This window comes from Pseudomonas sp. CCI4.2 (genome assembly GCF_034350045.1).
In the GTDB taxonomy this organism is placed as follows: Bacteria; Pseudomonadota; Gammaproteobacteria; order Pseudomonadales; family Pseudomonadaceae; genus Aquipseudomonas.
The window spans coordinates 852,658-875,706 of record NZ_CP133781.1; the positions used below are offsets into that span (position 1 = coordinate 852,658).

The following is a 23,049-nucleotide window of genomic DNA, read 5'->3' on the forward strand; positions in this document are numbered from 1 at the left end:
GCTGTCGCGCTGCAAACTGAGTGGCACTTTGTGTGGATTGAGGTTGCAGCGTGTCAGGACGGAAGCCTTCCCGAATGAATTCGGTCCCACGGGTTTCTGGCGCTGCACAAACTGTAGGAGCTGCCGAAGGCTGCGATCAGTCCGAAGGACCTTCGCCAACAAGTTGGCTCAGATGGCTGAGGCAGTGCTCTGTCACGTTTTACCCCTCCATCACCCACATCAATCTTGCTATTCAGCCTCTCGCGTCTGGGCCTAGACTTCGGCCATTCCAAAAAAAGGTAGGCCGCCATGTCCGAGATGCTTCTGAGTTCACGCAACCTGGCCTTCGAGCTGTATGAAGTGTTGGACGCCGAAGCCTTGACCCAGCGCGAGCGTTTTGCCGAGCACAATCGCGAAACCTTTGACGCTGCCATCGGAACTGCACGGACCATCGCCGAAAAGTTTTTCGCGCCGCATAACCGTAAGGGTGACGAGAACGAGCCGCGTTATGAAAATGGCGAAGCGGTGTTGATTCCAGAAGTAAAACCGGCGGTGGATGCGTTTCTTGAGGCGGGTTTTCTGAACGCCGCGCGCAGTTTTGAAGCGGGCGGGATGCAGCTGCCGACGTTGTTGTCACAAGCCTGTTTCGCACACTTCCAGTCGGCTAACGCGGCGTCGACGTCATACCCGTTTTTGACCATGGGCGCGGCGAATCTAATTGAAAGCTTCGGCAACGATGAGCAGAAGCAGCGCTTTCTGCAGCCGATGATCGACGGCCGTTTTTTCGGCACCATGGCGCTGACAGAACCTCACGCGGGCTCGTCACTGTCGGATATTCGCACCAAAGCAGAACCTGCCGCTGACGGCACTTATCGACTGCGCGGCAACAAGATTTTCATCTCGGGTGGCGACCATCCGCTGTCTGAAAACATCGTGCACATGGTGTTGGCAAAACTGCCAGATGCGCCGTCCGGGGTGAAGGGTATTTCTTTGTTCATCGTGCCCAAATTCCTGGTCAACGATGACGGCAGCCTGGGCAAGCGTAATGACGTGTTGCTGGCCGGGTTATTTCACAAGATGGGCTGGCGCGGTACAACGTCAACGGCTCTGAATTTTGGCGACAACGGTGAGTGCATCGGTTACTTGGTGGGGAAACCGCATCAAGGCCTGAGCTACATGTTTCAGATGATGAACGAGGCCCGAATCGGCGTCGGCATGGGCGCTGTGATGCTCGGCTACGCCGGTTATTTGTATTCACTGGACTACGCCCGCGAACGACCGCAGGGTCGCCTGCCAGACAGCAAAAATCCGGACACTGCGCCGGTTTCGATCATCCAGCACGCCGACGTCAAACGCATGCTGTTGACGCAAAAAGCTTACGTCGAAGGCGCCTTTGATCTAGGCCTGTACGCCGCGCGCTTGTTCGACGACACGAACACCGGCGAAACCGAAGAGGTTCGAAAACAGGCTCATGAGTTGCTGGATTTACTGACACCTATCGTCAAGTCATGGCCTTCGGAGTTTTGCCTCAAGGCCAACGAACTGGCGATACAGATACTTGGCGGCCACGGCTACACCCGTGAATATCCGGTGGAACAGTACTACCGCGACAACCGTCTGAACCCGATTCATGAAGGCACCCACGGCATTCAATCTTTGGACTTGCTGGGGCGCAAGCTCGCACAAAACGGCGGTGCCGGGCTCAAGCAACTTATTCGGTTGATCACCGACACGGCGGCTCGATCACAGGCTTACGAAGGTTTGACCCCGCTCCGTCAGCCGCTGGAGCAACTGATCGCTCGCCTGCAAATCGTCACCCTTGGCTTACTGACCGATCTGGCCCAAGGAAAAATAAATAGCAGTTTGGCGAATTCAGCGCTGTACCTGAAAGTCTTCGGCCACACCGTCATCGGCTGGCGCTGGCTGGAACAAGCAATTCGTGCAGAGGAAGGGTTAGCAAAGGGTAACGAAGCCGACGAGAGCTTTTATAAAGGCAAGCTGCAGGCCGCCCGGTACTTCCTGACATGGGAAGTACCGGGTTGCCATCATGAACTAGCGATCCTGGAAGCTCGGGACGACACCTGCTTGTCGATGCGGGCCGACTGGTTCTAGCCCGCGAGTCTGAACATGGGGCTCAAATAGAATGACCATTCACCATTCGTTTGCGCTCCCTGGCAGAATTCGAGTTTTTCGCTTGAAGGGGAAGTAGAAGTCCCGCGCAGCCTCCATTTGTTCGGTATAAGCGGCAGAAATAATCACCTCGGGTTCAAGGCTTCGCGCCAACAGATCGAAATAGTCAGGACGCAGTTTTCTCATGACATCAGAAAATACGCTTGGGCCCGTCAATTCAAAGATCTTGATCATGTAGGGAGCCATCGCCGCTTTGGACGCAGCACTCAGCGCTTGGGTTGAGGTGTCTAAATGAGGACGCGGTGTTGTGAAAAACACAGGATCTTCGCTTACATAGCGCCTTTGCATCTCCCGCAACAGTTCCTTTAATACCGGGTTTCGAGGAAGGCTGGCGAAATGACTCGTGTTCGGGCCGACATAATTAAACGACGGTGCGCTGACTTCGTTCCCCATCAACACATCGCAAGGCCCCGCGTCGAGACTGACCCCCTCGAAAGAACTCATGATGATGTCGTCACAATCCATGTAAATCCCGCCATATTCATAAATCAACCGATAGCGAAGAACATCGGAGGCCGCCGCGAGATTTTGATAATCCCCATAGCGGAAATAATCAAACATCGGTGCACTTTCACTTTTCAGAAAATCTGAATAACAAGCCTCATCTTTTAGCCGTGAAAGATGAACATTGGGGTGATTGATGAACCGCGATGACAGGTCATGAAAGGCCAGTTCATTATCAATATCGATATGCAGGGTAAAGGCCAGATCAGGGCTTTTCGCTGCATTTTTCGACAGGTTAGTTAACAGCTGCTCTCCGGGTATCCGATTCCCCATCCAGATGTAGTGGACTTCGCGTGGAATGGCCGTGGCATTAGCAGGAAGCTCCGGCAACCTTGGAAAGGTGTAAATCCGATAGTCCTTACTTTGAGCAATCCTGCTTTCGATTTTTTTGTAATCGGCGGCGCCTGCACTATGCCACTCACCAGCCCTGTCTCTCCATACATAGTCACCGCGACTGTTTGTCCAGCCCGGCAACTCAGGATTGGCGTCGTAGTACACGCGCGTTCTTTTACCGTCCCGATGGATGAAATAACTGTCGTCTGCCATTTCAACCCCATCCATGGGGATTTCAATTTGAATCTTGGGAATGTCCGGTTGGAGGACGATAGGCGGGTATGGCGCTACCGGAACAGCACCCGTATCAATAGGGGCTGATGCGGAGCCATCAAAACTTTCACCACCGCGCAAGCCGGGTTTCAAATCCAGGTCCCAGCGCCCAAGACTCAGCTCTTTTACAAACGGACCAGGGGGGCCGGCCTCATATGGCGCAAAAATACGAAACTGGCTTGCCGCCTCCACCCACTCAACCCGATAGACCTTTGAGTGCAACCGAATGAAGGACTCATAGGTGTTAGTCAGGTTGTCGAATACTTGATAGGTCTCGTTAGCGCCGCTAGCCAATGTCCATGCACCGTTCTTCAGCGGTGACGTGTACTCAAGCGTCCTTAACTTAGCCCGCATGGCCGCACGCAACGAGCGCAAACCCTCAGGCTCAATACCGAAGCCACGCTCAGTATCGTCAATGCTTTTATGCCGTGCCTGCTCCGCGAGTCGGGCTTGTTGTTCTTCTGCAGCCAGGCTTTCAGGGGTTGCATCCGCCTGAGTTTCCACACCCGTATCAGTTTCCCAAGTAGAGGATGCAGCATCTTCGCGCACAACTCGGCCAGCATCGATTGCGCCAGCAACGACCTCGGCAATGATTGGCAAAGCGTTCAACACCCCAAACTGGATGTGTGCAAGCCCTTGCTCTTTTTCCGCCTTATCTTTGCCCTCAACCGTCTCATCTACACCCAAACCTACTAATGCAAGCGACAGCGCAGCGAGTAATGGGCTTACTTCAGGAGCGACCATTACCACCGCGCCCAAAACCAGAATCGCGTCCGTTACGCCCTCGGCCGCCGCAGCTTTCCAATAATCGCTCTGGGTATGTATCGTCTGTGCGGCGTCAGAGTCCAAACGCTCTTTGAGCGCTTGTTGAAAATGCGTAAAGGGCCATTCAATGGCAGCACCAAACTTGATGGTGGAGCGAGGGGGCCAGTAGCCCGTTGCCTGATTCAGAAATTTCGGATAAACCGCCAAGCCTGCCAGCGCCGCATGCAACCCACTTAAAAAGGGGCCGTCACCTTCGTCTTCCATTCTGAAATGGCTTTCTAACGCTTTCCTTTTTCGAGGGTCCCGGCATTGCTGCCCCAACCACTCTGCGGCTAAGGGTTCAGAATCAAAACCATGAAAAGGAGATGAATTACCCGGAATGTAGAGAATGACCCGGCCCGTTAACTCGTTTCTGATAGCCAAGATGTCGGTGGCGGTATAACGGTAAACAATGAGTTCACGGAAGGTGACGGTTCTTAAAAGCGGGGCATTGACGAAACGCTCCCACGTTAGGGTTTCCCATGGCTGGCTGGCATCCAACCCCAACGCGCTCAACAAAAACCCCTTGTCTTCAGCCGTCAACGACCTCGCCGCCGCCTGCCTATAGACGGCCTTTAGAAACGAACCTTTGATAAGCAAGTGGTAATAAGACCCGTGTTCCTTCCAAAACTCGCCAAGTCGCGCTTGATAATGCGCCTGGAGATTGCAGTCCCACACGTATTGTTTGAATTCGTCAGCTCGCATGTGCAAGTGCGTGGTGGCGTCGTACCGCTGCGGAGTGGTTTTGCGGTAAACAGCCTCATAGGCGGCGCAGTTCCAAAGCGGTAGCGGACTGTGTACGACATTGACTTCAAAGCCCCCTGACCGGTAACCCTCAAGTCTGCTGAGGTGGTCAAAAAAATCGCCATTACCGTTTTGCTGCCAGTTTCGCAGCATCGCCTGGGTGAGCGTCATGGAGAACGCAACGCTGGCGTTGAACGGGGCGTGTCTACCTGCCGTTTCGATATAAAGCGTGGCGATGACCATTTCACTAGGGTCCAAATCAATGCCCCACTTCTTTTGCGCGTAGGTACGCACCGTTTCCGTCGCGTATTCCTCTGGCGATTCATAGTTGATTTGCAAGGTTTTGAAAAATGTTTCAGCGAGGAGATCAGGCATACCCCGTGCCTGCTCAAGGGAGATTTTCTGGAGGGGCTCCTGCGTCACCGGGAACTCCTCGAAAAGTTTCTCGGCGCCCACGTCTGCGGCCGAACCAGGGTCCCACCCATAACCCGTGCTCAAATCCAAACCGGGATATTTTGCTCTAAGTTCGGCGGCCCTTTTATTGAAGGCCAATCGTTGTTCTTCCGTGATTTCCATGATGCTGACGTCCTGTCAATGATAAGAGCGCAGAAAATAATCAATCAACGACAGCAAAAAGCTTAATTAATTACCCCATAAGGTTTAAAAGCGGTAAGCAACCTACCGGGGTTAAGCAACCGAATGGCTGGGCCTAATCGGCGCCTTCAATTCGTAACAAACAGACAAAGCTTTGACAGCCATCCAATTCAACAGGTTAGAATCGCTTGGCACGCGGACTGCATGGTCAGTCAGCGCCTCGCTTTTCGATTTTGATTCTGGAGTACGCCCTTTGGATGCAAACACCATCAACAGCCTGTTCTTGATCGGCGCGTTGCTGGTGAGTGCAAGTATTCTGGTCAGCTCCCTGTCCTCGCGCCTCGGCATCCCTATTTTGGTAATCATCCTCGCGGTCGGTATGACGGCCGGAGTTGATGGTGCCGGCATCGTTTTCGATAACTACCCCACCGCTTATTTGGTCGGCAACCTCGCACTGGCAGTGATCCTGCTCGACGGCGGGTTGCGCACCCGAGTCGCCAGTTTTCGGGTGGCGTTATGGCCTGCACTGTCATTGGCCACGGTTGGCGTATTGATCACCACGGCGCTGACCGGCATGGTCGCTGCCTGGTTGTTCAACCTGAATTTGATTCAAGGTTTGTTGATTGGCGCCATTGTCGGTTCCACCGATGCCGCTGCGGTGTTCTCACTGCTGGGTGGCAAAGGCCTCAATGAGCGCGTCACCGCCAGCCTGGAAATCGAGTCCGGCAGCAACGACCCCATGGCGGTGTTTTTGACCGTGACCCTGATCGATATGCTGCACAGCGGCGAGACCGGTTTGCACTGGAGCCTACTGGGCCATTTGATTCAAGAGTTCGGCATCGGCGCAATTATTGGCTTGGGCGGCGGATGGATCATGCTGCAACTGGTCAACCGCATTAACCTGGCGACCGGCTTGTATTCAATTTTGGTGGTGGCGGGCGGGCTGGTGGTGTTTGCGTTGACCAACGCCATTCACGGCAGCGGCTTCCTCGCGGTCTACCTGTGCGGGCTCGTGTTGGGTAACCAACCCATTCGTAGCCGCCACGGGATTCTGCACATGCTCGACGGCATGGCCTGGCTGGCGCAAATCGGCATGTTTTTGGTGCTGGGTCTACTGGTTACGCCCCATGATTTGTTGCCTATCGCGTTGCCCGCGCTGGGCTTGGCACTGTGGATGATTCTCGTGGCACGGCCGCTGTCGGTTCTGGTTGGACTGTTGCCTTTCAAGGCGTTCCACACCCGAGAAAAAGCCTTTATTGCCTGGGTCGGGCTGCGTGGCGCGGTGCCGATCATTCTTGCGGTGTTCCCGCTCATGGCTGGTCTTCCCCATGCGCAGCTGTATTTCAACCTGGCGTTCTTTATCGTTTTGGTGTCGCTACTGGTGCAAGGCACGAGCCTGCCGTGGATTGCCAAACTGCTGAAAGTTACCGTCCCTCCCGAGCCCGCGCCGATATCCCGCTCCGCGCTGGAGGTGCATGTCACCAGTGAGTGGGAACTGTTCGTTTATCGCCTGGGCGCTGAAAAATGGTGCATCGGTGCGGCGCTCCGGGAACTGAAAATGCCCGAGGGCACTCGAATCGCAGCCCTGTTTCGTGGCCAGGAACTGCTCCATCCGTCGGGTAGTACGAAGCTGGAAGTGGACGATTTACTCTGCGTGATCGGCCATGAACACAACTTGTCAGCCCTAGGAAAACTGTTCAGCCAGGCCCCGCAACGTGGTCTTGATTTGCGATTTTTTGGCGATTTCGTTCTGCAGGGAGACGCTCAGCTCGGTGCTGTCGCGGCCTTGTACGGTTTGAAACTCGACGGTCTGGATGCAAATATGCCGCTCAGCCAATTCATCATTCAGAAGAATCGTGGCGAGCCCGTCGTGGGCGACCAGATCGAGTGGAATGGCACCCTGTGGACCGTCGCGGTGATGGACGGGAACAAGATCCTCAAAGTCGGCGTCAAATTCCCCGAAGGTAGCCGCCCAGGTCCTGGGTTGTTCCTCTAAACTTCCTTTTTCTTCAATCAGTTCGACCGGTATTTATGTTGACCTTGCGACCTTTTTTTACTGCCGCCCTCCTTGGACTTTGCCTCTCCATTTCCGCCGTTCAGGCCGCCGACCCACCTACCAGCGCCGCTGTGCAGCAAAGCTTGGCTAAAATTGCTGACCGCAAACTGCCGGACGCTGATCAAAAGGCCTTGCAGCAGGTCTTGGAGCAGACCCTTTCTTTTATTTCGAGCAAAGAAGACAGCGACAAGCGACTGGTCGACCTCAAGCAGCAACTGAGCCAGGCACCGCGCCAGACCACCGACAATCAACGCGAACTGACGCGATTGAAAGCCAGCAAGGTCGTTCCCATTGCCCAGCGCTTCGCCAACCTCGACGTGGCGCAGTTGGAGCAACTGCTCACTGAGCGCAGCACTCAGCTAGCGGATCTGCAAAAAACACTCAATGATGCCAACAGCCTGACTATTACCGCTCAGACTCGGCCTGAGCGGGCGCAAGCAGAAATCAGCGCCAATCAGACGCGCAGTCAGCAGATCAATAACCTGCTGAAAAGCGGTAAAGACAGCGGTAAAAGCATCAGTGCCGATCAACGCGACCAACTTAACGCCGAGCTGGCTTCGCTGAATGTGTTGACCCTGCTGCGGCGCCAGGAATTGGCAGGCAACAGTCAGTTACAAGACTTGGGCAATAGCCAGCGTGACTTGCTCACCGAAAAAGTCAGCCGGCAGGAACAGGACATCCAGGACCTGCAAACGCTGATCAACGACAAGCGTCGCGCCCAATCGCAACAGACTGTGACGCAGTTGTCCCTGGAAGCCCAGAAAGCCGGCAGCAGCAGCCTGCTGGCCACAGAGAGCGCGGCCAATCTCAAGCTCTCCGATTATCTGTTGCGCGGCACCGACCGACTGAACGAACTGACCCAACAAAACCTCAAGACCAAGCAGCAACTGGACAGCCTGACCCAAAGCGATCAGGCGCTCGACGAGCAAATCAACGTCCTTCGCGGCAGTTTGTTGCTGTCCAAAATTCTCTATAAACAGAAACAGGCCCTGCCGTTGCTGACCCTCGACAAAGGACTGGCGGATGAAATTGCTGACATTCGCTTGTATCAATTTGAGGTCAACCAACAACGGGAAGTGATGAGCAGCCCTGGCGCCTATGTCGACAAACTCCTCGCCACCCAACCGCCCGAAGACGTGACCCCGGCGCTGCGCAAAACGTTGCTCGATCTCGCAGTAACTCGCACCGATTTGCTTGAACGCTTGAATCACGAACTGAGTTCGCTGCTCAATGAATCCATCACGTTGCAGCTCAATCAAAAGCAATTGGTCGGCACTGCCGTCGGCCTACGCTCCACCCTTGATGAGCAGATGTTCTGGATCCCGAGCAACAAGCCCCTGGATCTAGACTGGATAGAAGGCATTCCACCGCGCCTCACCAAACAAATCACCACCCTGCCTTGGGCCTCCAGCGTCAGTGAGCTAACCGACGGCCTGACTCAACGGCCCCTGTTGTTCTTGCCACTGCTGGTGCTGATTGGTGCTTTGGTATGGAAACGTAAAGCGCTGTACGACAAGCTCAACCGACTGCATTCGGACATCGGCCACTTCAAGCGTGACAGCCAATGGCATACGCCGCTGGCGATTCTGATCAATATCTTGCTAGCCGTACCGGTTGCACTCGGGTTGGCACTGTGTGGGTACGCGCTGCAGATTGACGCCCGAGGCCAAAACGTCAACCTCGGTTCGGCCTTGCTGCAAATTGCCTTGGCGTGGCTAATGTTTTACACCGCCTATCGCGTTCTGGCGCCGGGCGGGGTTGCCCAACTGCACTTCCGCTGGGAAAAGCCGCAGGTTGAATTTCTTCAGGGCTGGATTCGTCGCTTGGGTCTGGTGGTGCTGGCCTTGGTGGCCGTGGTGGCCGTGGCCGAACACCAACCGGCTGCGCTGGCCGATGACGTGCTGGGCATCGCGGTGGTATTGACCTGCTATGCCTTGATGACATGGCTACTGAGTCGCTTGCTAATCCGCAGTCCGACGCAACACAGCGCCTCTTTTTTTCGCAAAGCCATTGGCTTGCTGTTCACCGCATTACCGATCGCGCTCTTCCTCGCGGTCTGCTTCGGCTACTACTACACCGCGCTGAAACTGAGTGATCGATTGATCGACACCCTGTATTTGATGATGTTGTGGCTGGTAATCGAAGCCGCCTTCGTTCGCGGGCTAAGCGTTGCCGCACGGCGACTGGCTTACCAACGAGCCCAAAGCAGACGTCAGGCCGCCAAGGAAAACGGCGATGGCGACGCGGTGGAAGAACCTGCGCTGGACATCGAAAAGGTCAACGACCAATCATTGCGTCTGATTCGGCTGGCGCTGCTTGCCGGCTTTATCGGCGCGCTGTATTGGGTCTGGTCGGACCTGATTAGCGTGTTTTCTTACCTGGATAACATCACGCTCTACGAATACACCAGTGGCACTGGCGCCACCATGAGCATGGTGCCCCTCAGCCTCGGCGACCTGATGGGTGCGCTGATCATCATCGGCACCACGGCAGTGTTGGCTGGCAACTTGCCCGGGCTGCTGGAAGTGCTGGTGCTGTCGCGGCTGAACCTTGCACAAGGTAGCTCCTACGCGACCACCACGTTGCTTTCGTACACCATTGCAGGCGTCGGCTTTGTTTCCACGTTGTCGGCGCTAGGCGTCAGTTGGGACAAGTTGCAGTGGCTGGTGGCTGCTCTGTCGGTCGGCTTGGGCTTCGGCATGCAGGAAATCTTCGCCAACTTCATCTCCGGCATCATGATTCTGTTCGAGCGTCCGGTACGCATCGGCGACACCATCACCATCGGGAGCCTGTCGGGCACGGTCAGCAAGATCCGCATCCGCGCCACGACCATCACCGACTTTGACCGCAAAGACATTATTGTCCCGAACAAGACGTTTATTACTGGGCAACTGATCAACTGGTCACTGACCGATACCATCACCCGTGTAACGCTCAAAGTAGGCGTCGACTACAGCTCGGACCTGGAATTGGTCCGCACCCTGCTGTTGCAGGCGGCCAACGACAACCCACGGGTACTGAAAGACCCGGCGCCTCATGTGTTCTTCCTGAACTTTGGCGAAAGCACGCTAGACCACGAGTTGCGCATACACGTTCGTGATCTGGGTGACCGCAACCCGGCGGTCGATGAGATAAATCGCTTCATCAACAAAGAGTTCAAAGCCAACAACATCAACATTTCGTTCCGGCAGATGGAGATTCACCTCAAAAATCTGCATGGGCAGGAATACAGGTTGGTGCCCACCGACGAACCGGGCGACGCAGGCAAACCCTCGCTTCCAGCCCCCTCTGCGATCAGCGACGTACCCGAGCCACCAGAGGCTAAGCTCGACTGATGGCTTTAATCCCAGCAGAATGGTCGGACATTCTGCTGGGAGATGGCCCTTGAAAGCCCTCGACGAACTGACCTTCGACAACCGCTTCGCCCGACTGGGGGACGCGTTCTCAACGTCGGTGCTGCCTGAACCCATTGCTGACCCACGGTTAGTCGTGTCAAGCGCGGCGGCCATGGCGTTGCTTGACCTCGATCCGGCCCAAGCCGAATTGCCGGTCTTCGCCGAAATCTTCAGCGGCCACAAACTCTGGGCCACTGCCGACCCTCGGGCGATGGTGTATTCCGGTCATCAATTTGGCTCGTACAATCCACGCTTGGGTGATGGCCGTGGCCTGCTGCTGGGCGAGGTCTACAACGAAGCCGGCGAACATTGGGACCTGCACCTCAAAGGCGCAGGGCAAACGCCGTATTCAAGAATGGGTGACGGTCGAGCGGTATTGCGCTCGTCGATTCGCGAATTTCTGGCGTCCGAAGCCCTGCATGCACTGGGCATTCCCACTAGCCGAGCGCTGTCTGTCATCGGTTCAAGCACCCCGGTGTGGCGTGAAAAGCAGGAACGCGCGGCCATGGTGCTGCGCTTGGCGCCCAGCCACATCCGCTTCGGCAGTTTTGAATACTTTTTCTATACCAAGCAGCCGGATGAACTCAAGGCGCTGGGCGAGCATGTACTTGCGATGCACTACCCCGAATGCCTGGAGCACGCCGAACCTTATTTGGCGATGTTTCGCCAGATCGTCGAGCGCAACGCCGAATTGATCGCGAAATGGCAAGCCTACGGTTTTTGCCATGGGGTGATGAACACCGACAACATGTCGATCCTGGGCATCACCTTCGACTTTGGCCCGTTCGCGTTTCTCGACGACTTCGATCAAAACTTCATCTGTAACCACTCCGACCATGACGGCCGTTACTCCTTCAGCAACCAAGTGCCCATTGGTCAATGGAACCTCAGCGCCCTCGCCCAAGCCCTGACGCCGTTCATCAGCGTCGAAGCATTGCGTGAAGCCCTCGGTTTGTTCCTGCCGCTGTACCAGGCTCATTATCTGGACCTCATGCGCCGCCGCTTGGGGCTGACCAGCGCTGAAGACGCAGACGCCACCTTGATCGAACGCCTGCTCAAACTGATGCAAACCGGTGGCGTCGATTACACCTTGTTCTTCCGTCGGTTGGGCGATGAATCTGCTCCAGTCGCGTGCAGTCGATTGCGCGACGATTTCATCGACATTCAAGGCTTCGACGCTTGGGCCGGCGACTATCAAGCGCGCATCGCCCGCGAAGACAACGGCAGCGAACTTGAACGCCAAACCCGGATGCACGCCGTCAATCCGCTCTACATCCTGCGCAATTATCTGGCACAAAAGGCCATTGACGCTGCCGAGAACGGTGACTACGAAGAAGTCCGTCGTTTGCACAGTGTCCTGACCAAACCCTTCGAGGCTCAGCCAGGAATGGAAAGCTACGCTGAGCGGCCGCCGGAGTGGGGCAAGCATTTGGAGATCAGTTGTTCGTCGTGACCCCATCTGCGGCGCAGTTCGTTCTGTAGAGCCAACTTGTTGGCGAAGCGCTTGACCCGGTGACGCGGTATTTCAGCTAAGCCGCCTCGCGAACAAGTTCGCTCTTACAGAAGACTGAACTGCGGCGTTAGTCGCGTGGCCAGACATCCTCATCAGCCAACTATGGAACCCGCCATGCCCCACCCTCTAACGATCCCTTGCCCACACTGCAACGGGCTCAACCGCATTCCTTCCGACCGCGTTGGCGATCAGCCCAAATGTGGGCGTTGCAAGGAGCCGGTGTTGCTCAGCAAACCCTTCGCGCTGACCCAAGCCAATTACGCCAGTCAGATCAAAGGTGATTTGCCGTTGTTGATTGATGTCTGGGCGCAGTGGTGTGGGCCATGCAAGTCGTTCGCACCGACCTTCGAGCAAGCGGCGATTCAACTCTCGGGCCGATGCCGATTGGCGAAACTCGACAGTGAAGCCAATCAGCAACTGTCCGGCCAGTTGAACATTCGCTCAATCCCTACCTTGATCCTGTTTAAAAATAGCCGAGAAGTCGCACGTCAAAGTGGCGCCTTCCCCCTGTCCCAACTGCTGGCTTGGTTAAAAACCCAGGGCATTTAGGTCATGGGCGGACAGGTTATGTGCACTGACTTTCCCGTAGGGCATTTCCGAAACCGCTTTTGCGCCTACTCATCGGTGCTTTTCTGCTCTAGCCTTGCGGACTCAAATCGAGCAATAGCCGGGAGCAGTCATGACGTATGTCATCAGGGAAGGTGATCGCACAACCACGGACGGTTTCGTCATTCGCGCATCGGGCAAGGTCGTCGTGCAATCACGCAAGCTAGCGCGGATGGGTGACTTGGTGTGGTGTCCGGGGTGCGAGCGCGTCGGTTTTATCGCCGAGGGCAACCCGACCTATATCGACCACTATGTGGCCGTCGCGACTCAGGGCCAGACGGTCCGGTGCGAGTGCTCGCCGGGTAGCCATCGCCTGTTGGCGAGCGCGGATAGCGTTCCGGCGGATATGGACGCGACCGTCAGCATCCCTCCTGACTTGGCCGAGATTGCACACATTGCCGCCGAGCGGCTGTTGAGTGCCATTCAGGCCGGCACGCTGGGCGAACATCTGTTTTCACCGTTACGGCCACCCGCCGAAACCTGACCACTCTCAATGCGGCGAGGCGCTCTCCAGCAAGCTATGCAGCTCGACAAATTGCTGGGTCAGCTTGTGTCGAGGATCGAGGTAGATCAGCGGCGTATTAGCTTGATGCGACTCGCGCATTTTTACCGAGCTGTTGAGGTAGACCGGCAGTACCGGCAACCCTTCAGCGATTAACTCGTCGAGTATTTGTTGCGGCAGACTGGCCCGGGATTGGAACTGATTGACGATGATGCCTTCGATTTCCAGGCCCTCATTGTGATCTTCCTTCAGCTCCTCGATCTCTTTGAGCAGACCGTATAACGCTTGTCGGGAAAAGCTGTCGCAGTCAAAAGGAATCAGGACTCTATCGGCGGCTATCAACGCCGAAACCGCGTAAAAATTCAGGGCTGGCGGCGTATCGAGATAGATACGGTCATAGTCCTCGTCTAACTCATCCAGCAGTTTGCGCAGTTTGTTTATCTTATGTTTGGCTTCAAGCTTGGGCTGCAAGTCTGCCAATTCAGCGGTGGCAGTGACCACGTGCAGGTTATCGAAAGGAGTTTCGTAGATATCGACCTTGTTTTTCTTGGCGAACGGCCCGGAAGACAGGGTTTGTTTGAAAAAGTCGGCGATTCCCATCGGGATATCGTCGCCGGTCAAACCCGTGAGGTACTGGGTTGAATTGGCTTGGGCATCAAGATCGATCAACAGCGTCCGATACCCTTCTGAGGCGCTGACGGCCGCGAGATTGCAGGCAATGCTGGACTTGCCCACGCCACCCTTTTGATTGAACACCACACGCCGCATAGGAAAAACTCCTTGGTTCTGAAAGAGTCCAGAATCGCCCGAGTCTATGCAAAGCAGGTCGCAAGGGCGAGCGATAGATCTAAGGACAGCAAAAGTGAGTAAAGAGTTACACCGTAAATCGAATGTCCTACATCACAATGTCAGAACAGAACATGAGTAAGCGTAGGAATAGACTGATGTAAACAAGCTATTTGTAACAGAATTTGCTACTGATCATCCCCACCGGGATAATGTGCGCCACTGGGCTATATCGTCCCGCCAAGGTTGGCCCCGTTCGGGAAGCTGTACTAGAAGTAGTCCGAAGGGACGGGAAGACAATCGTGATCACCTTTAACATCGCACAGTGGCGTGCCTGGGCTCCCGGCCTGGAAACGATCGAGGACTGGCAGCAGTGGAACAGTGGCCAGGCAACTGTCGACATCGGCGACACGGCGCCTGACGTCTCGTTCTTGCCAGCCATGCAGCGCAGACGCTTGAGCCGTCTGGCGCGGATGGCGTTTAGCGTCGGCTGGCCGCTGGCCGATGGTCGCGAGCAGCTGCCCCTTGTCTTCGTCTCCCGCCACGGCGAAACCCCGCGCACTTTCGAAATCCTTAGCGAACTGGCTGCCGACCAACCTTTGTCTCCCACACAGTTCAGCCTCTCTGTGCACAACGCAGTAATCGGCCTGTGGTCGATCATGCGTGGCGAAACCAGCGAAATGACCGCACTGGCTGCGGCGGGCGATGGCCTTGAACACGGCGTCATTGAAGTGGGGGCGCTGCTCGCCGAAGGGGCACCGGCCGTATTGCTTATCGTCACCGAAGAACAACCGCCCAATGCCTACGCCACGTGGGTGGACGACGTGCCCTTCCCGTATGCCGTCGGTTTGTTACTGACACCGGGTACAGACTGGCAACTGTCGTTGAACACCTGCGAGGAAAGCCTGCCCCGCATGCAACTGCCGCATGCCCTGAACCTGCTGCGCACTTTATTGAGCGGGCACTCCTGCTGCCAACATTCATGGAAGAACCGGCTGTGGAACTGGCAACGACGACCCTAAGCAAAAGCCGCGACGCCTACTATTGGCGCCTGCTGGCAACCGCCGTGAGCTTTACCCTTTTCGGGGTGGGCGGCCTGTGCCTGCGATTATTGATTTTTCCGGTATTGAGTTGCCTGCCAGGCTCCGCAAGCAACCATCGGCAACGCGCACGACGTACGGTCAGTCAGCTGTTCTGGCTGTTCATTCGCTTTATGGCGCGTACCGGCGTGCTGACGTATGACGTTCAAGGTGCCGAGCGCCTGGGGCGCCCCGGACAAATAATCATCGCCAACCATCCGTCGCTCATCGACGTGGTGTTTCTCATTGGCCTAGTACGTGACGCCAATTGCGTAGTCAAACAGAGTCTGTTTCAAAACCCCTTTACCCGAGGGCCCGTGCGATCCACCGACTACATCAGCAACGACGGCAGCATGGACATGCTCGATGCCGCCGCCGCTGCGTTACATAGCGGACAGACCTTGATCATTTTCCCGGAGGGCACCCGCACCCAACCCGGACAGCCACCGGCCTTTCATCGCGGTGGCGCCGCAATCGCCTTGCGGGGTGCGAAACTCGTGACCCCGGTGGTTATCCGAGTCAACCCAAGCACCCTGACCAAGGCCGAGCCTTGGTATCGAATTCCACAGCGGCGCTTTCACTTCAGTTTGAAAGTAGGTGCCGATATAGACCCACAAGCCTTTGCTGTGCTTGGCCCGGCGCCCGTGGCGTCACGCAAGCTCAACGACTACCTGCATCAATACTTCATTAAGGAGCTCGCCATAGATGAGCGATCTGCACCTGGAAATTAAGCAACTGATCATCGATGCTCTGGGCCTCGAAGACATCAGCACCCAAGACATTGGCAACGACCAGACCCTGTTCGGCGAAGGTTTAGGGCTGGACTCGGTAGACGCGCTGGAACTCGGCCTGGCTATCCAGAAACACTACGGCATCAAGATCGACGCCGACGCCAAGGATACCCGCAACCATTTCACCAGCGTCGACAGCCTAGCGGCGTTCGTCAGCGCCAGACGGGCGGCCTGAGGCATGATCACTCAAGAGCACGTGATGCAAACCCGCGAAGACATTTTTGAAACCCTGCGCACTGCGCTGGTCGAGCTGTTCGAACTTGAGCCCGAGCGTGTCACCCTGGAGTCCAACCTGTATCAGGACCTGGAAATCGACAGCATTGACGCTGTTGACCTGATTGATCACATCAAACGCAAAACCGGCAAGAAAATCGCTGCCGAAGAGTTCAAAGCCGTACGCACCGTCAACGATGTGGTCGAGGCTGTCTATCGCCTGGTTCACCCCGCCGCATGAGTCGGCTGATCGGCCTGGTGCTGTTGCTGGCGGGCATGTTGTACCCGTTCGCCGTTTATTTCGGTCTGGGCCACATCGCGCCTTGGCAGTTCGCCTTGCTTCTGGGTTGCCTGTGGCTGCTCCGTGGGCTGACCGGCGAACGAAGACCCGGCAGCCTTTGGATGGCGGTGGTTGCCATCGGTTTCTGCCTGTTATTGGGGGTCGTCGATAGCCCCGCGCTGTTGAGCTGGTATCCGATGCTGAGCAGCGGGTTCATGTTGATTCTGTTCGGCGTAAGCCTGATTTATGGCATGCCGATAGTTGAGCGTTTGGCACGCCTGACCGACCCAGAATTATCTGACATCGCCGTCCGCTACACCCGCACAGTGACCAAAATCTGGTGCCTGTTTTTTCTCGGCAACGGGCTGATCGCGAGCGCACTGACCCTGTGGGCGCCGCTCAGTTGGTGGACGCTGTACAACGGATTGATTTCATACGGGCTGATGGGCCTGTTGTTTGCTGGCGAGTGGTTAGTACGCCAGCGTGTAAGAGGCCGCGCATGAAGTGGATACCCCTTGAGCGTCTGTTGCTCGACGCTACACCGGGCCGTGACCTGACGCGAGCCCCCGCCCTTGATCACGCTCACTTTTTCGAACAAGCGCTGAGCCTTGCTGCCGGTTTACAGGCCCGAGGCATAAAGCGCTTGGCGGTGCATCTGGACGATGCGGGCGAGTTGGCCGTGGCGCTGTTTGGCGCCTGGCGTGCCGGGGTCAGTGTATTGATGCCGGCCGACATACAAGCGCCGACCCGGGCGCGCTGGTCGAGCGAGGTTGATCTGTGGTTAACCGATCAGGCCGAAGACACGCGGTTGAACGATCTGCTGGCTGAACCGTTATCGCCTGCTCTGCTGAATCTGGACACGTGCAGCCTAAGCCTGTGCACTTCCGGTTCCAGTGGCGAGCCGAAGCTGATCGAAAAGCGTTTGCGGCAGTTGGCCAACGAAGTCGACGCGCTGGAGCGGCTGTGGGGCGCAGACCTTGGGAGCGCCTGCATCGTCGGCAGCGTCGCGACGCAACACATCTATGGCTTGCTGTTTCGGTTGCTGTGGCCGCTGTGTGCCGGTCGCACCTTTGTCCGCCATCAACTGCCATTCCCCGAAGACTTGCAGCGCGCCAGCCAAGAACACCTGGCATTTGCCTGGGTCGCCAGCCCCGCCCTACTCAAACGCATGGGCGACAATCTGGACTGGCCGGGATTGAGCGCCGTGCGACGGGTATTTTCATCCGGCGGCGCCTTGCCGTCCGAGGCAGCTCAAAGCCTGCACCAACGCTTGGGACAATGGCCGACCGAGATTTTCGGCAGTTCGGAAACCGGCGGCATTGCTTGGCGTCAGGGCGACAACCTGTGGCAAGCTTTTGAGGGCGTGAACCTGAGCCAAGACAACGATGGCGCGCTATGCATTGAGTCACCGTATCTGCCAACCGGGCACATTGAGCACACCGCCGACGCCATACGCTTCGCCAATGATGGTCGTTTCGAGCTGTTGGGCCGTCTGGACCGCATCGTCAAACTGGAAGAGAAGCGTATTTCCCTGCCACTGCTGGAGCGCGCGCTGGAAACTCACAGCTGGGTTAGCGAGGCCCGTCTGGGCGTGGTTCAAGAGAATCGGGCGTCGCTGGGGGCGTTGCTGGTGCTCAGTCCGAGCGGCCTGCATGCCCTGCGCAACCAAGGTCGGCGGTCAATGACCGAGCGACTGCGCGCGCATTTGCGCCCGCACTGCGAAGCCATCGCCCTGCCCCGTCGCTGGCGGCTGCTGCGCCAATTGCCCTTTAACGCTCAAGGAAAATTGCCTCAGGCTGACGTCGACGCCTTACTGCGCGCCCCTCGCCCACTGGCGCCCGAACTGCTCAGTGAGCAGCAGGTAGACGGTGAATGGCGCGTGGAATTGGTTATCCCGCCCGACCTGGCGTATTTCAGCGGGCACTTTCCGCAGATCCCGGTGCTGCCCGGCGTGGTGCAAGTGGATTGGGCGCTGAGCCTGGGCCAACGGCTGTTAGACCTTCCGACCCGATTTGCCGGCATGGAAGTGTTGAAATTCCAGCAACTGGTACGCCCCGGCGATGAGATTTCCCTGACCCTGCGCTTCGATGCCGAGCGCAGTAAATTGTATTTCACCTACCGCAACGCCGATGCCCCCTGCGCCAGTGGCCGGATTTTGCTGGAGGCGGCGCATGCATAACCCGTGCGCGGTGATCCCGGTTTATAACCACGAACACGCGGTGTCTGCGGTCGTGCAGAAACTGTTAAGCGCCGGCTTGGCCTGCGTGCTGGTGGATGACGGCAGCAATCCGTGTTGCGCCGCTGTGCTGCAGACTTTGGCAGAGCAACCCGACGTCTATCTGTTGCGCCTATCTACCAATCAGGGCAAAGGCGGTGCGGTGATGGTCGGATTTCGCGAAGCGGCGCGTTTGGGATTCAGCCATGCGTTACAGGTCGATGCCGATGGGCAACATGACCTGCAAGATGTGGCGCTGTTTCTGGAGGCTTCACGCGGCCATCCGCAGGCGCTGATCTGCGGCTTCCCGCAATACGACGCCAGTGTGCCGAAGGGTCGTTTGTATGCACGCTATCTGACCCACGTCTGGGTCTGGATCAATAGCCTGTCGTTGCAGATTATCGATTCCATGTGTGGTTTTCGGATCTATCCACTGCCGCCGGTGCTCACCCTGATGGACTCTGTGCAGATCGGTCAGCGCATGGACTTCGATACGGAAATCATCGTGCGCCTGTCATGGCGCAACCAACCCATGCGCTGGTTGCCGGTTCGGGTGCATTACCCCCAAGACGGTGTGTCGCACTTCCGACTGCTCCACGACAATGCGCTGATTTCAAAAATGCACGCCAAGCTGTTCTTTGGAATGTTGGCGCGGCTGCCATTGATCCTCTGGCGAAGGTGGCTACCATGAGCGACACCAAACGGCATTGGGCCGACCACCGGGAACGTGGCAGTTTTTTGCTGATGAAACTGACCGCCTGGGCCGTGCGTCATCTCGGCCGGCGGGTACTGAGCCCAGTCCTGCACGGGATTGTTTTTTACTTCTTCCTGTTCGGCCGCGCCGCGCAAACAAGTGCTTGGCAATACCAGCAACACTTGGCCGACTGGAGCAACCAAGCGGCACTGCGCCCCACCCGCTGGCGCGTGTTCAAGCAGTTCATGGCGTTTGCAGACTCGCTGCTGGACAAGCTCGACATGTGGAACGGCACACTCAAAGTCGAACACATCGAAATCGTCGACCCCGCGTTATTACGCCAAGAACTGCGCGGCAAGCGCGGACAAATGCTGGTGGGTGCTCATTTGGGCAACCTTGAGGTCTGCCGCGCACTGGCCGAGCTGGGCGAGAAAGTCACCATGAACGTGTTGGTGCACACCAAGCATGCGGAGCACTTCAATCGACTGCTGGGTGAAGCCGGCGCAACCCATTTGCGTTTGGTTCAAGTCAGCGAACTGGACCCGGCGATCATGCTCCAATTGAGCCAACGCCTGGACCGTGGCGAATGGCTCGCCATCGCGGGGGACCGCGTTGCCCTGCACGGCGGGCGCAACGTGCAAGTAGACTTCCTCGGCCAACCAGCCCTGTTCCCACAAGGCCCGTGGCTGTTGGCCGGGTTATTGAAATGCCCGATCAACCTGATTTTTTGCCTGAAAGGCGCCCGTGGCTATCGAGTCATTCTCGAACCGTTCGCCGACGCCATTCAATGGCGCCGCAGCGACCGCCAGCAAGTAATCGCCGAACACACTCAGCGCTACGCCGACCGCCTCGGTTTCTATTGCCTTGAGGCGCCACAGCAGTGGTTCAACTTTTACCCTTTTTGGAAAACCCATGACGACCCAAGCGCTTGAATCGGTAACCTTCGGCGAACGGCCGTTGCAGATCGAAGAAGTCTTGGCGCTGGCCAACCGCCAAGTGCCGACCCGCTTGCAAAGTGATGCTGCCTTTCGCCAGCGGATTGCCAAAGGCGCGCAATTTCTTGATTCTCTGTTGGATAAAGAAGGCGTGATCTATGGCGTGACCACCGGCTACGGCGATTCCTGCGTGGTGGCGGTGCCGCTGCATCACGTCGAGGCGCTGCCGCGACATTTGTACACGTTCCACGGCTGTGGTCTGGGCAAAATGCTCGATGCGCAAGCCACCCGCGCCGTGCTGGCGGCGCGTTTACAATCGCTGTGCCAAGGCGTTTCCGGGGTCCGCGTCGAATTGCTTGAACGCCTGCAAGGATTTCTCGACCAAGACGTTCTGCCGCTGATCCCGGAAGAAGGCTCGGTAGGCGCTAGCGGCGATTTAACCCCGCTGTCCTACGTCGCCGCCACCTTGTCCGGTGAGCGGGAAGTGATGTTCCGCGGCGAACGCCGTGAAGCCAGCGATGTGCATCGTGAGTTGGGCTGGGATCCCTTAGTGCTGCGGCCCAAAGAAGCCCTGGCGCTGATGAATGGCACCGCTGTGATGACCGGCATCGCCTGCCTTGCGTTCGCCCGTGCTGACTATTTGATGCAGCTGGCAACGCGCATCACGGCCATGAACGTGGTCGCGCTGGAAGGAAACCCCGAGCATTTTGACGAGCGCCTGTTCGCCGCCAAACCACACCCTGGGCAGATGCAAGTCGCCGCCTGGTTACGCCAGGACCTGGCCATCGACGCACCCACCGCGCCACTGCACCGTTTACAGGATCGCTATTCGCTAAGGTGCGCGCCACACGTACTGGGGGTTTTGGCCGACAGCTTGAATTGGCTGCGTTCGTTCATCGAAATCGAACTGAACAGCGCCAACGATAACCCGATCATCGACGCCGAAGACGAGCGCGTGCTGCATGGCGGGCACTTTTATGGCGGCCACATCGCGTTTGCCATGGACAGCCTGAAAACACTAGTGGCCAACGTCGCCGATCTGCTGGATCGGCAATTAGCGCTGTTGGTGGACGTGCGTTACAACCACGGCCTGCCGAGTAACTTGTCCGGCGCCAGCGCCGAGCGGGCGATGCTCAACCATGGCTTCAAAGCGGTACAAATCGGCACCAGCGCCTGGACCGCCGAAGCCTTGAAAAATACGATGCCGGCCAGCGTGTTCTCACGTTCCACCGAATGCCACAACCAAGACAAAGTGAGCATGGGCACCATCGCTGCCCGCGACGCGATTCGGGTGCTGGAGCTGACCGAACAGGTCGCGGCCGCCACCTTGATCGCCGCGAACCAAGGCCTGTGGCTGCGCAGTCAGGCAGCAGACGCACGGCCATTGCCCCCGGCCTTGGCGGCCATGCACCAGCAGTTGCAGGAAGACTTTCCTCCGGTCATCGAAGACCGAGCATTGGAGCGCGAACTGCGCCTGTGCCTGCAGCGAATCGGCGATCGGCATTGGAGGCTGCATGCGCAGTAAGGGCCCGATTCACGCAGACACCGAAGTGGTGGTGCCGTTTTTCGACATCGACATGATGAACGTGGTCTGGCACGGCCATTACATCAAATACCTGGAAGTCGCCCGCTGCGCACTGCTCGATCAACTCGGCCACAACTACATGCAGATGCTGGAGTCGGGCTATGCGTGGCCAGTGATCGACCTGCAACTGCGCTACGTGCGTGGCGCGGTGTTTGGACAGCGGCTGAATGTCCGGGCCAACCTGATTGAGTGGGAGAACCGCCTGAAGATCAATTACCTGATCACCGACGCCGTGACCGGTGAGCGCCTGACACGCGCCACCACGGTTCAAGTGGCCGTGGAAGTTGCCAGCCGCGAGATGCAATTGGCCTCGCCCAAGGTGTTTATCGATGCGGTATTGAGAGCGCTGCCATGACTGTCGTTTTAAAAATGCTCTGCGCTGTGGCGCTGATTGGCCTGTCGCAGATGGCCAATGCGTTCGACGTGCAACAACTCAGCGCGCAGCTGGGTAAGCCTTCAGTGATTCACGGTGATTTCATTCAGGAAAAACACCTACGCGCCCTGCCGCAACCCTTGACCAGCAAAGGCAAGTTCGTCTTGGCCAAAGACTTCGGCCTGCTCTGGCTGCTGGCAACCCCGCTGAAACAGGACTACCGAATCAATACCGTCGGGATCGCCCGGCGTGATGCCCATGGCTGGCAACTGTTGCCCAACAAGAGCGCCGGAGCGGAACAAAACCGGTTGTTCCTCGCGGTGCTGCAAGGCGACAGCAGCGGCCTGCAACGTGATTTTGACTTGCAGCTAAAAGGTGACGCTCAAGCATGGCAACTGACCTTGACCCCGCGCTCACTGCTGCTGCAACAAGTGTTCAAGCAGATCAATATTGACGGCGGCGAACTGGTGCAGCGCATTGAACTGCTGGAAACCCAAGGCGACAGCACGTTGTTGCGGATGATCGACAGTACCAGCGCAACGGGCCTGAGCGACGCGGAGCACCACGACTTTGTTGACTAGCCGCGAACCGATTAAACACACATT

At 57.1% G+C, this 23,049-nt stretch carries 18 protein-coding genes and 1 pseudogene; 17 read left to right on the top strand and 2 right to left on the bottom strand.

Translation table 11 applies throughout. The annotated features are described in order from the left end of the window. Positions 1-288: 288 nt before the first annotated feature. Positions 289-2,091, top strand: a complete 1,803-nt coding sequence (locus RHM65_RS03690) for an acyl-CoA dehydrogenase (protein ID WP_322167284.1) — start codon at positions 289-291, stop codon at positions 2,089-2,091. 39 nt (positions 2,092-2,130) lie between these two features. On the opposite strand, the gene RHM65_RS03695 is transcribed toward RHM65_RS03690, so the two are convergent. Beyond that, positions 2,131-5,403: a dermonecrotic toxin domain-containing protein gene (locus tag RHM65_RS03695; protein ID WP_322167283.1), complete on the bottom strand. Its 3,273-nt coding sequence runs from the start codon at positions 5,401-5,403 to the stop codon at positions 2,131-2,133. Between the two features lie 271 nt (positions 5,404-5,674). On the opposite strand from RHM65_RS03695, the gene RHM65_RS03700 reads away from it, so the two are divergent. The 5 genes and pseudogenes from RHM65_RS03700 (at position 5,675) to RHM65_RS03720 (ending at position 13,475) form a co-directional block, all read left to right on the top strand. Beyond that, positions 5,675-7,417: a potassium/proton antiporter gene (locus tag RHM65_RS03700; RefSeq protein ID WP_322167282.1), complete on the top strand. Its 1,743-nt coding sequence runs from the start codon at positions 5,675-5,677 to the stop codon at positions 7,415-7,417. A gap of 35 nt (positions 7,418-7,452) precedes the next feature. Then, positions 7,453-10,719: pseudogene (gene mscK, locus RHM65_RS03705) on the top strand (mechanosensitive channel MscK); the annotation flags it as partial. Between the two features lie 142 nt (positions 10,720-10,861). Further along, entirely contained in the window at positions 10,862-12,325 is a 1,464-nt protein-coding gene (gene selO, locus RHM65_RS03710; protein WP_322167280.1) for a protein adenylyltransferase SelO, read from the top strand. 174 nt (positions 12,326-12,499) lie between these two features. Further along, positions 12,500-12,934, top strand: a complete 435-nt coding sequence (trxC, locus tag RHM65_RS03715) for a thioredoxin TrxC (RefSeq protein WP_322167279.1) — start codon at positions 12,500-12,502, stop codon at positions 12,932-12,934. A 130-nt stretch (positions 12,935-13,064) separates the two neighbouring features. After that, the gene (locus RHM65_RS03720) at positions 13,065-13,475 is read left to right on the top strand and encodes a PAAR domain-containing protein (RefSeq protein ID WP_322167278.1); all 411 of its coding nucleotides are present in this window, start codon (positions 13,065-13,067) and stop codon (positions 13,473-13,475) included. A 6-nt stretch (positions 13,476-13,481) separates the two neighbouring features. Here RHM65_RS03720 and RHM65_RS03725 read toward each other — a convergent pair whose 3' ends face one another. Next, on the bottom strand, positions 13,482-14,261 hold the full coding sequence (locus RHM65_RS03725; protein WP_322167277.1) for a ParA family protein: 780 nt from the start codon (positions 14,259-14,261) through the stop codon (positions 13,482-13,484). A gap of 320 nt (positions 14,262-14,581) precedes the next feature. Here RHM65_RS03725 and RHM65_RS03730 point away from each other — a divergent pair, with 320 nt between their 5' ends. Genes RHM65_RS03730 through RHM65_RS03780 form a run of 11 tightly spaced genes read left to right on the top strand, consistent with a single transcriptional unit; the run spans position 14,582 to position 23,025 of the window. Further along, on the top strand, positions 14,582-15,301 hold the full coding sequence (locus tag RHM65_RS03730; RefSeq protein WP_322167276.1) for a beta-ketoacyl synthase chain length factor: 720 nt from the start codon (positions 14,582-14,584) through the stop codon (positions 15,299-15,301). Further along, positions 15,277-16,089 carry a 1-acyl-sn-glycerol-3-phosphate acyltransferase gene (locus RHM65_RS03735; protein WP_322170672.1) on the top strand — a complete coding sequence of 271 codons (813 nt, stop codon included), beginning with the start codon at positions 15,277-15,279 and terminating at the stop codon, positions 16,087-16,089. The genes RHM65_RS03730 and RHM65_RS03735 overlap by 25 nt, the downstream gene beginning before the upstream one ends. Next, a complete protein-coding gene (locus RHM65_RS03740; protein WP_322167274.1) occupies positions 16,064-16,324 on the top strand; it encodes a phosphopantetheine-binding protein in 261 nt (86 codons plus the stop codon). Before RHM65_RS03735 ends, RHM65_RS03740 begins: the two co-directional genes overlap by 26 nt. Before the next feature lie 24 nt (positions 16,325-16,348). Further along, positions 16,349-16,603 carry an acyl carrier protein gene (locus RHM65_RS03745; RefSeq protein WP_322170669.1) on the top strand — a complete coding sequence of 85 codons (255 nt, stop codon included), beginning with the start codon at positions 16,349-16,351 and terminating at the stop codon, positions 16,601-16,603. Next, on the top strand, positions 16,600-17,145 hold the full coding sequence (locus RHM65_RS03750) for a hypothetical protein (protein ID WP_322167273.1): 546 nt from the start codon (positions 16,600-16,602) through the stop codon (positions 17,143-17,145). Before RHM65_RS03745 ends, RHM65_RS03750 begins: the two co-directional genes overlap by 4 nt. Next, on the top strand, positions 17,142-18,821 hold the full coding sequence (locus RHM65_RS03755; protein WP_322167272.1) for an AMP-binding protein: 1,680 nt from the start codon (positions 17,142-17,144) through the stop codon (positions 18,819-18,821). Before RHM65_RS03750 ends, RHM65_RS03755 begins: the two co-directional genes overlap by 4 nt. After that, positions 18,814-19,548, top strand: a complete 735-nt coding sequence (locus RHM65_RS03760; RefSeq protein ID WP_322167270.1) for a glycosyltransferase family 2 protein — start codon at positions 18,814-18,816, stop codon at positions 19,546-19,548. The genes RHM65_RS03755 and RHM65_RS03760 overlap by 8 nt, the downstream gene beginning before the upstream one ends. Next, entirely contained in the window at positions 19,545-20,483 is a 939-nt protein-coding gene (locus RHM65_RS03765; protein ID WP_322167269.1) for a glycosyl transferase, read from the top strand. Before RHM65_RS03760 ends, RHM65_RS03765 begins: the two co-directional genes overlap by 4 nt. After that, the gene (locus RHM65_RS03770; RefSeq protein ID WP_322167268.1) at positions 20,464-22,011 is read left to right on the top strand and encodes an aromatic amino acid ammonia-lyase; all 1,548 of its coding nucleotides are present in this window, start codon (positions 20,464-20,466) and stop codon (positions 22,009-22,011) included. Before RHM65_RS03765 ends, RHM65_RS03770 begins: the two co-directional genes overlap by 20 nt. Continuing rightward, entirely contained in the window at positions 22,001-22,426 is a 426-nt protein-coding gene (locus RHM65_RS03775) for an acyl-CoA thioesterase (RefSeq protein ID WP_322167267.1), read from the top strand. Before RHM65_RS03770 ends, RHM65_RS03775 begins: the two co-directional genes overlap by 11 nt. Further along, complete coding sequence (locus RHM65_RS03780; protein ID WP_322167266.1) at positions 22,423-23,025, top strand: outer membrane lipoprotein carrier protein LolA; 603 nt, start codon at positions 22,423-22,425, stop codon at positions 23,023-23,025. The genes RHM65_RS03775 and RHM65_RS03780 overlap by 4 nt, the downstream gene beginning before the upstream one ends. Positions 23,026-23,049: the final 24 nt, after the last annotated feature.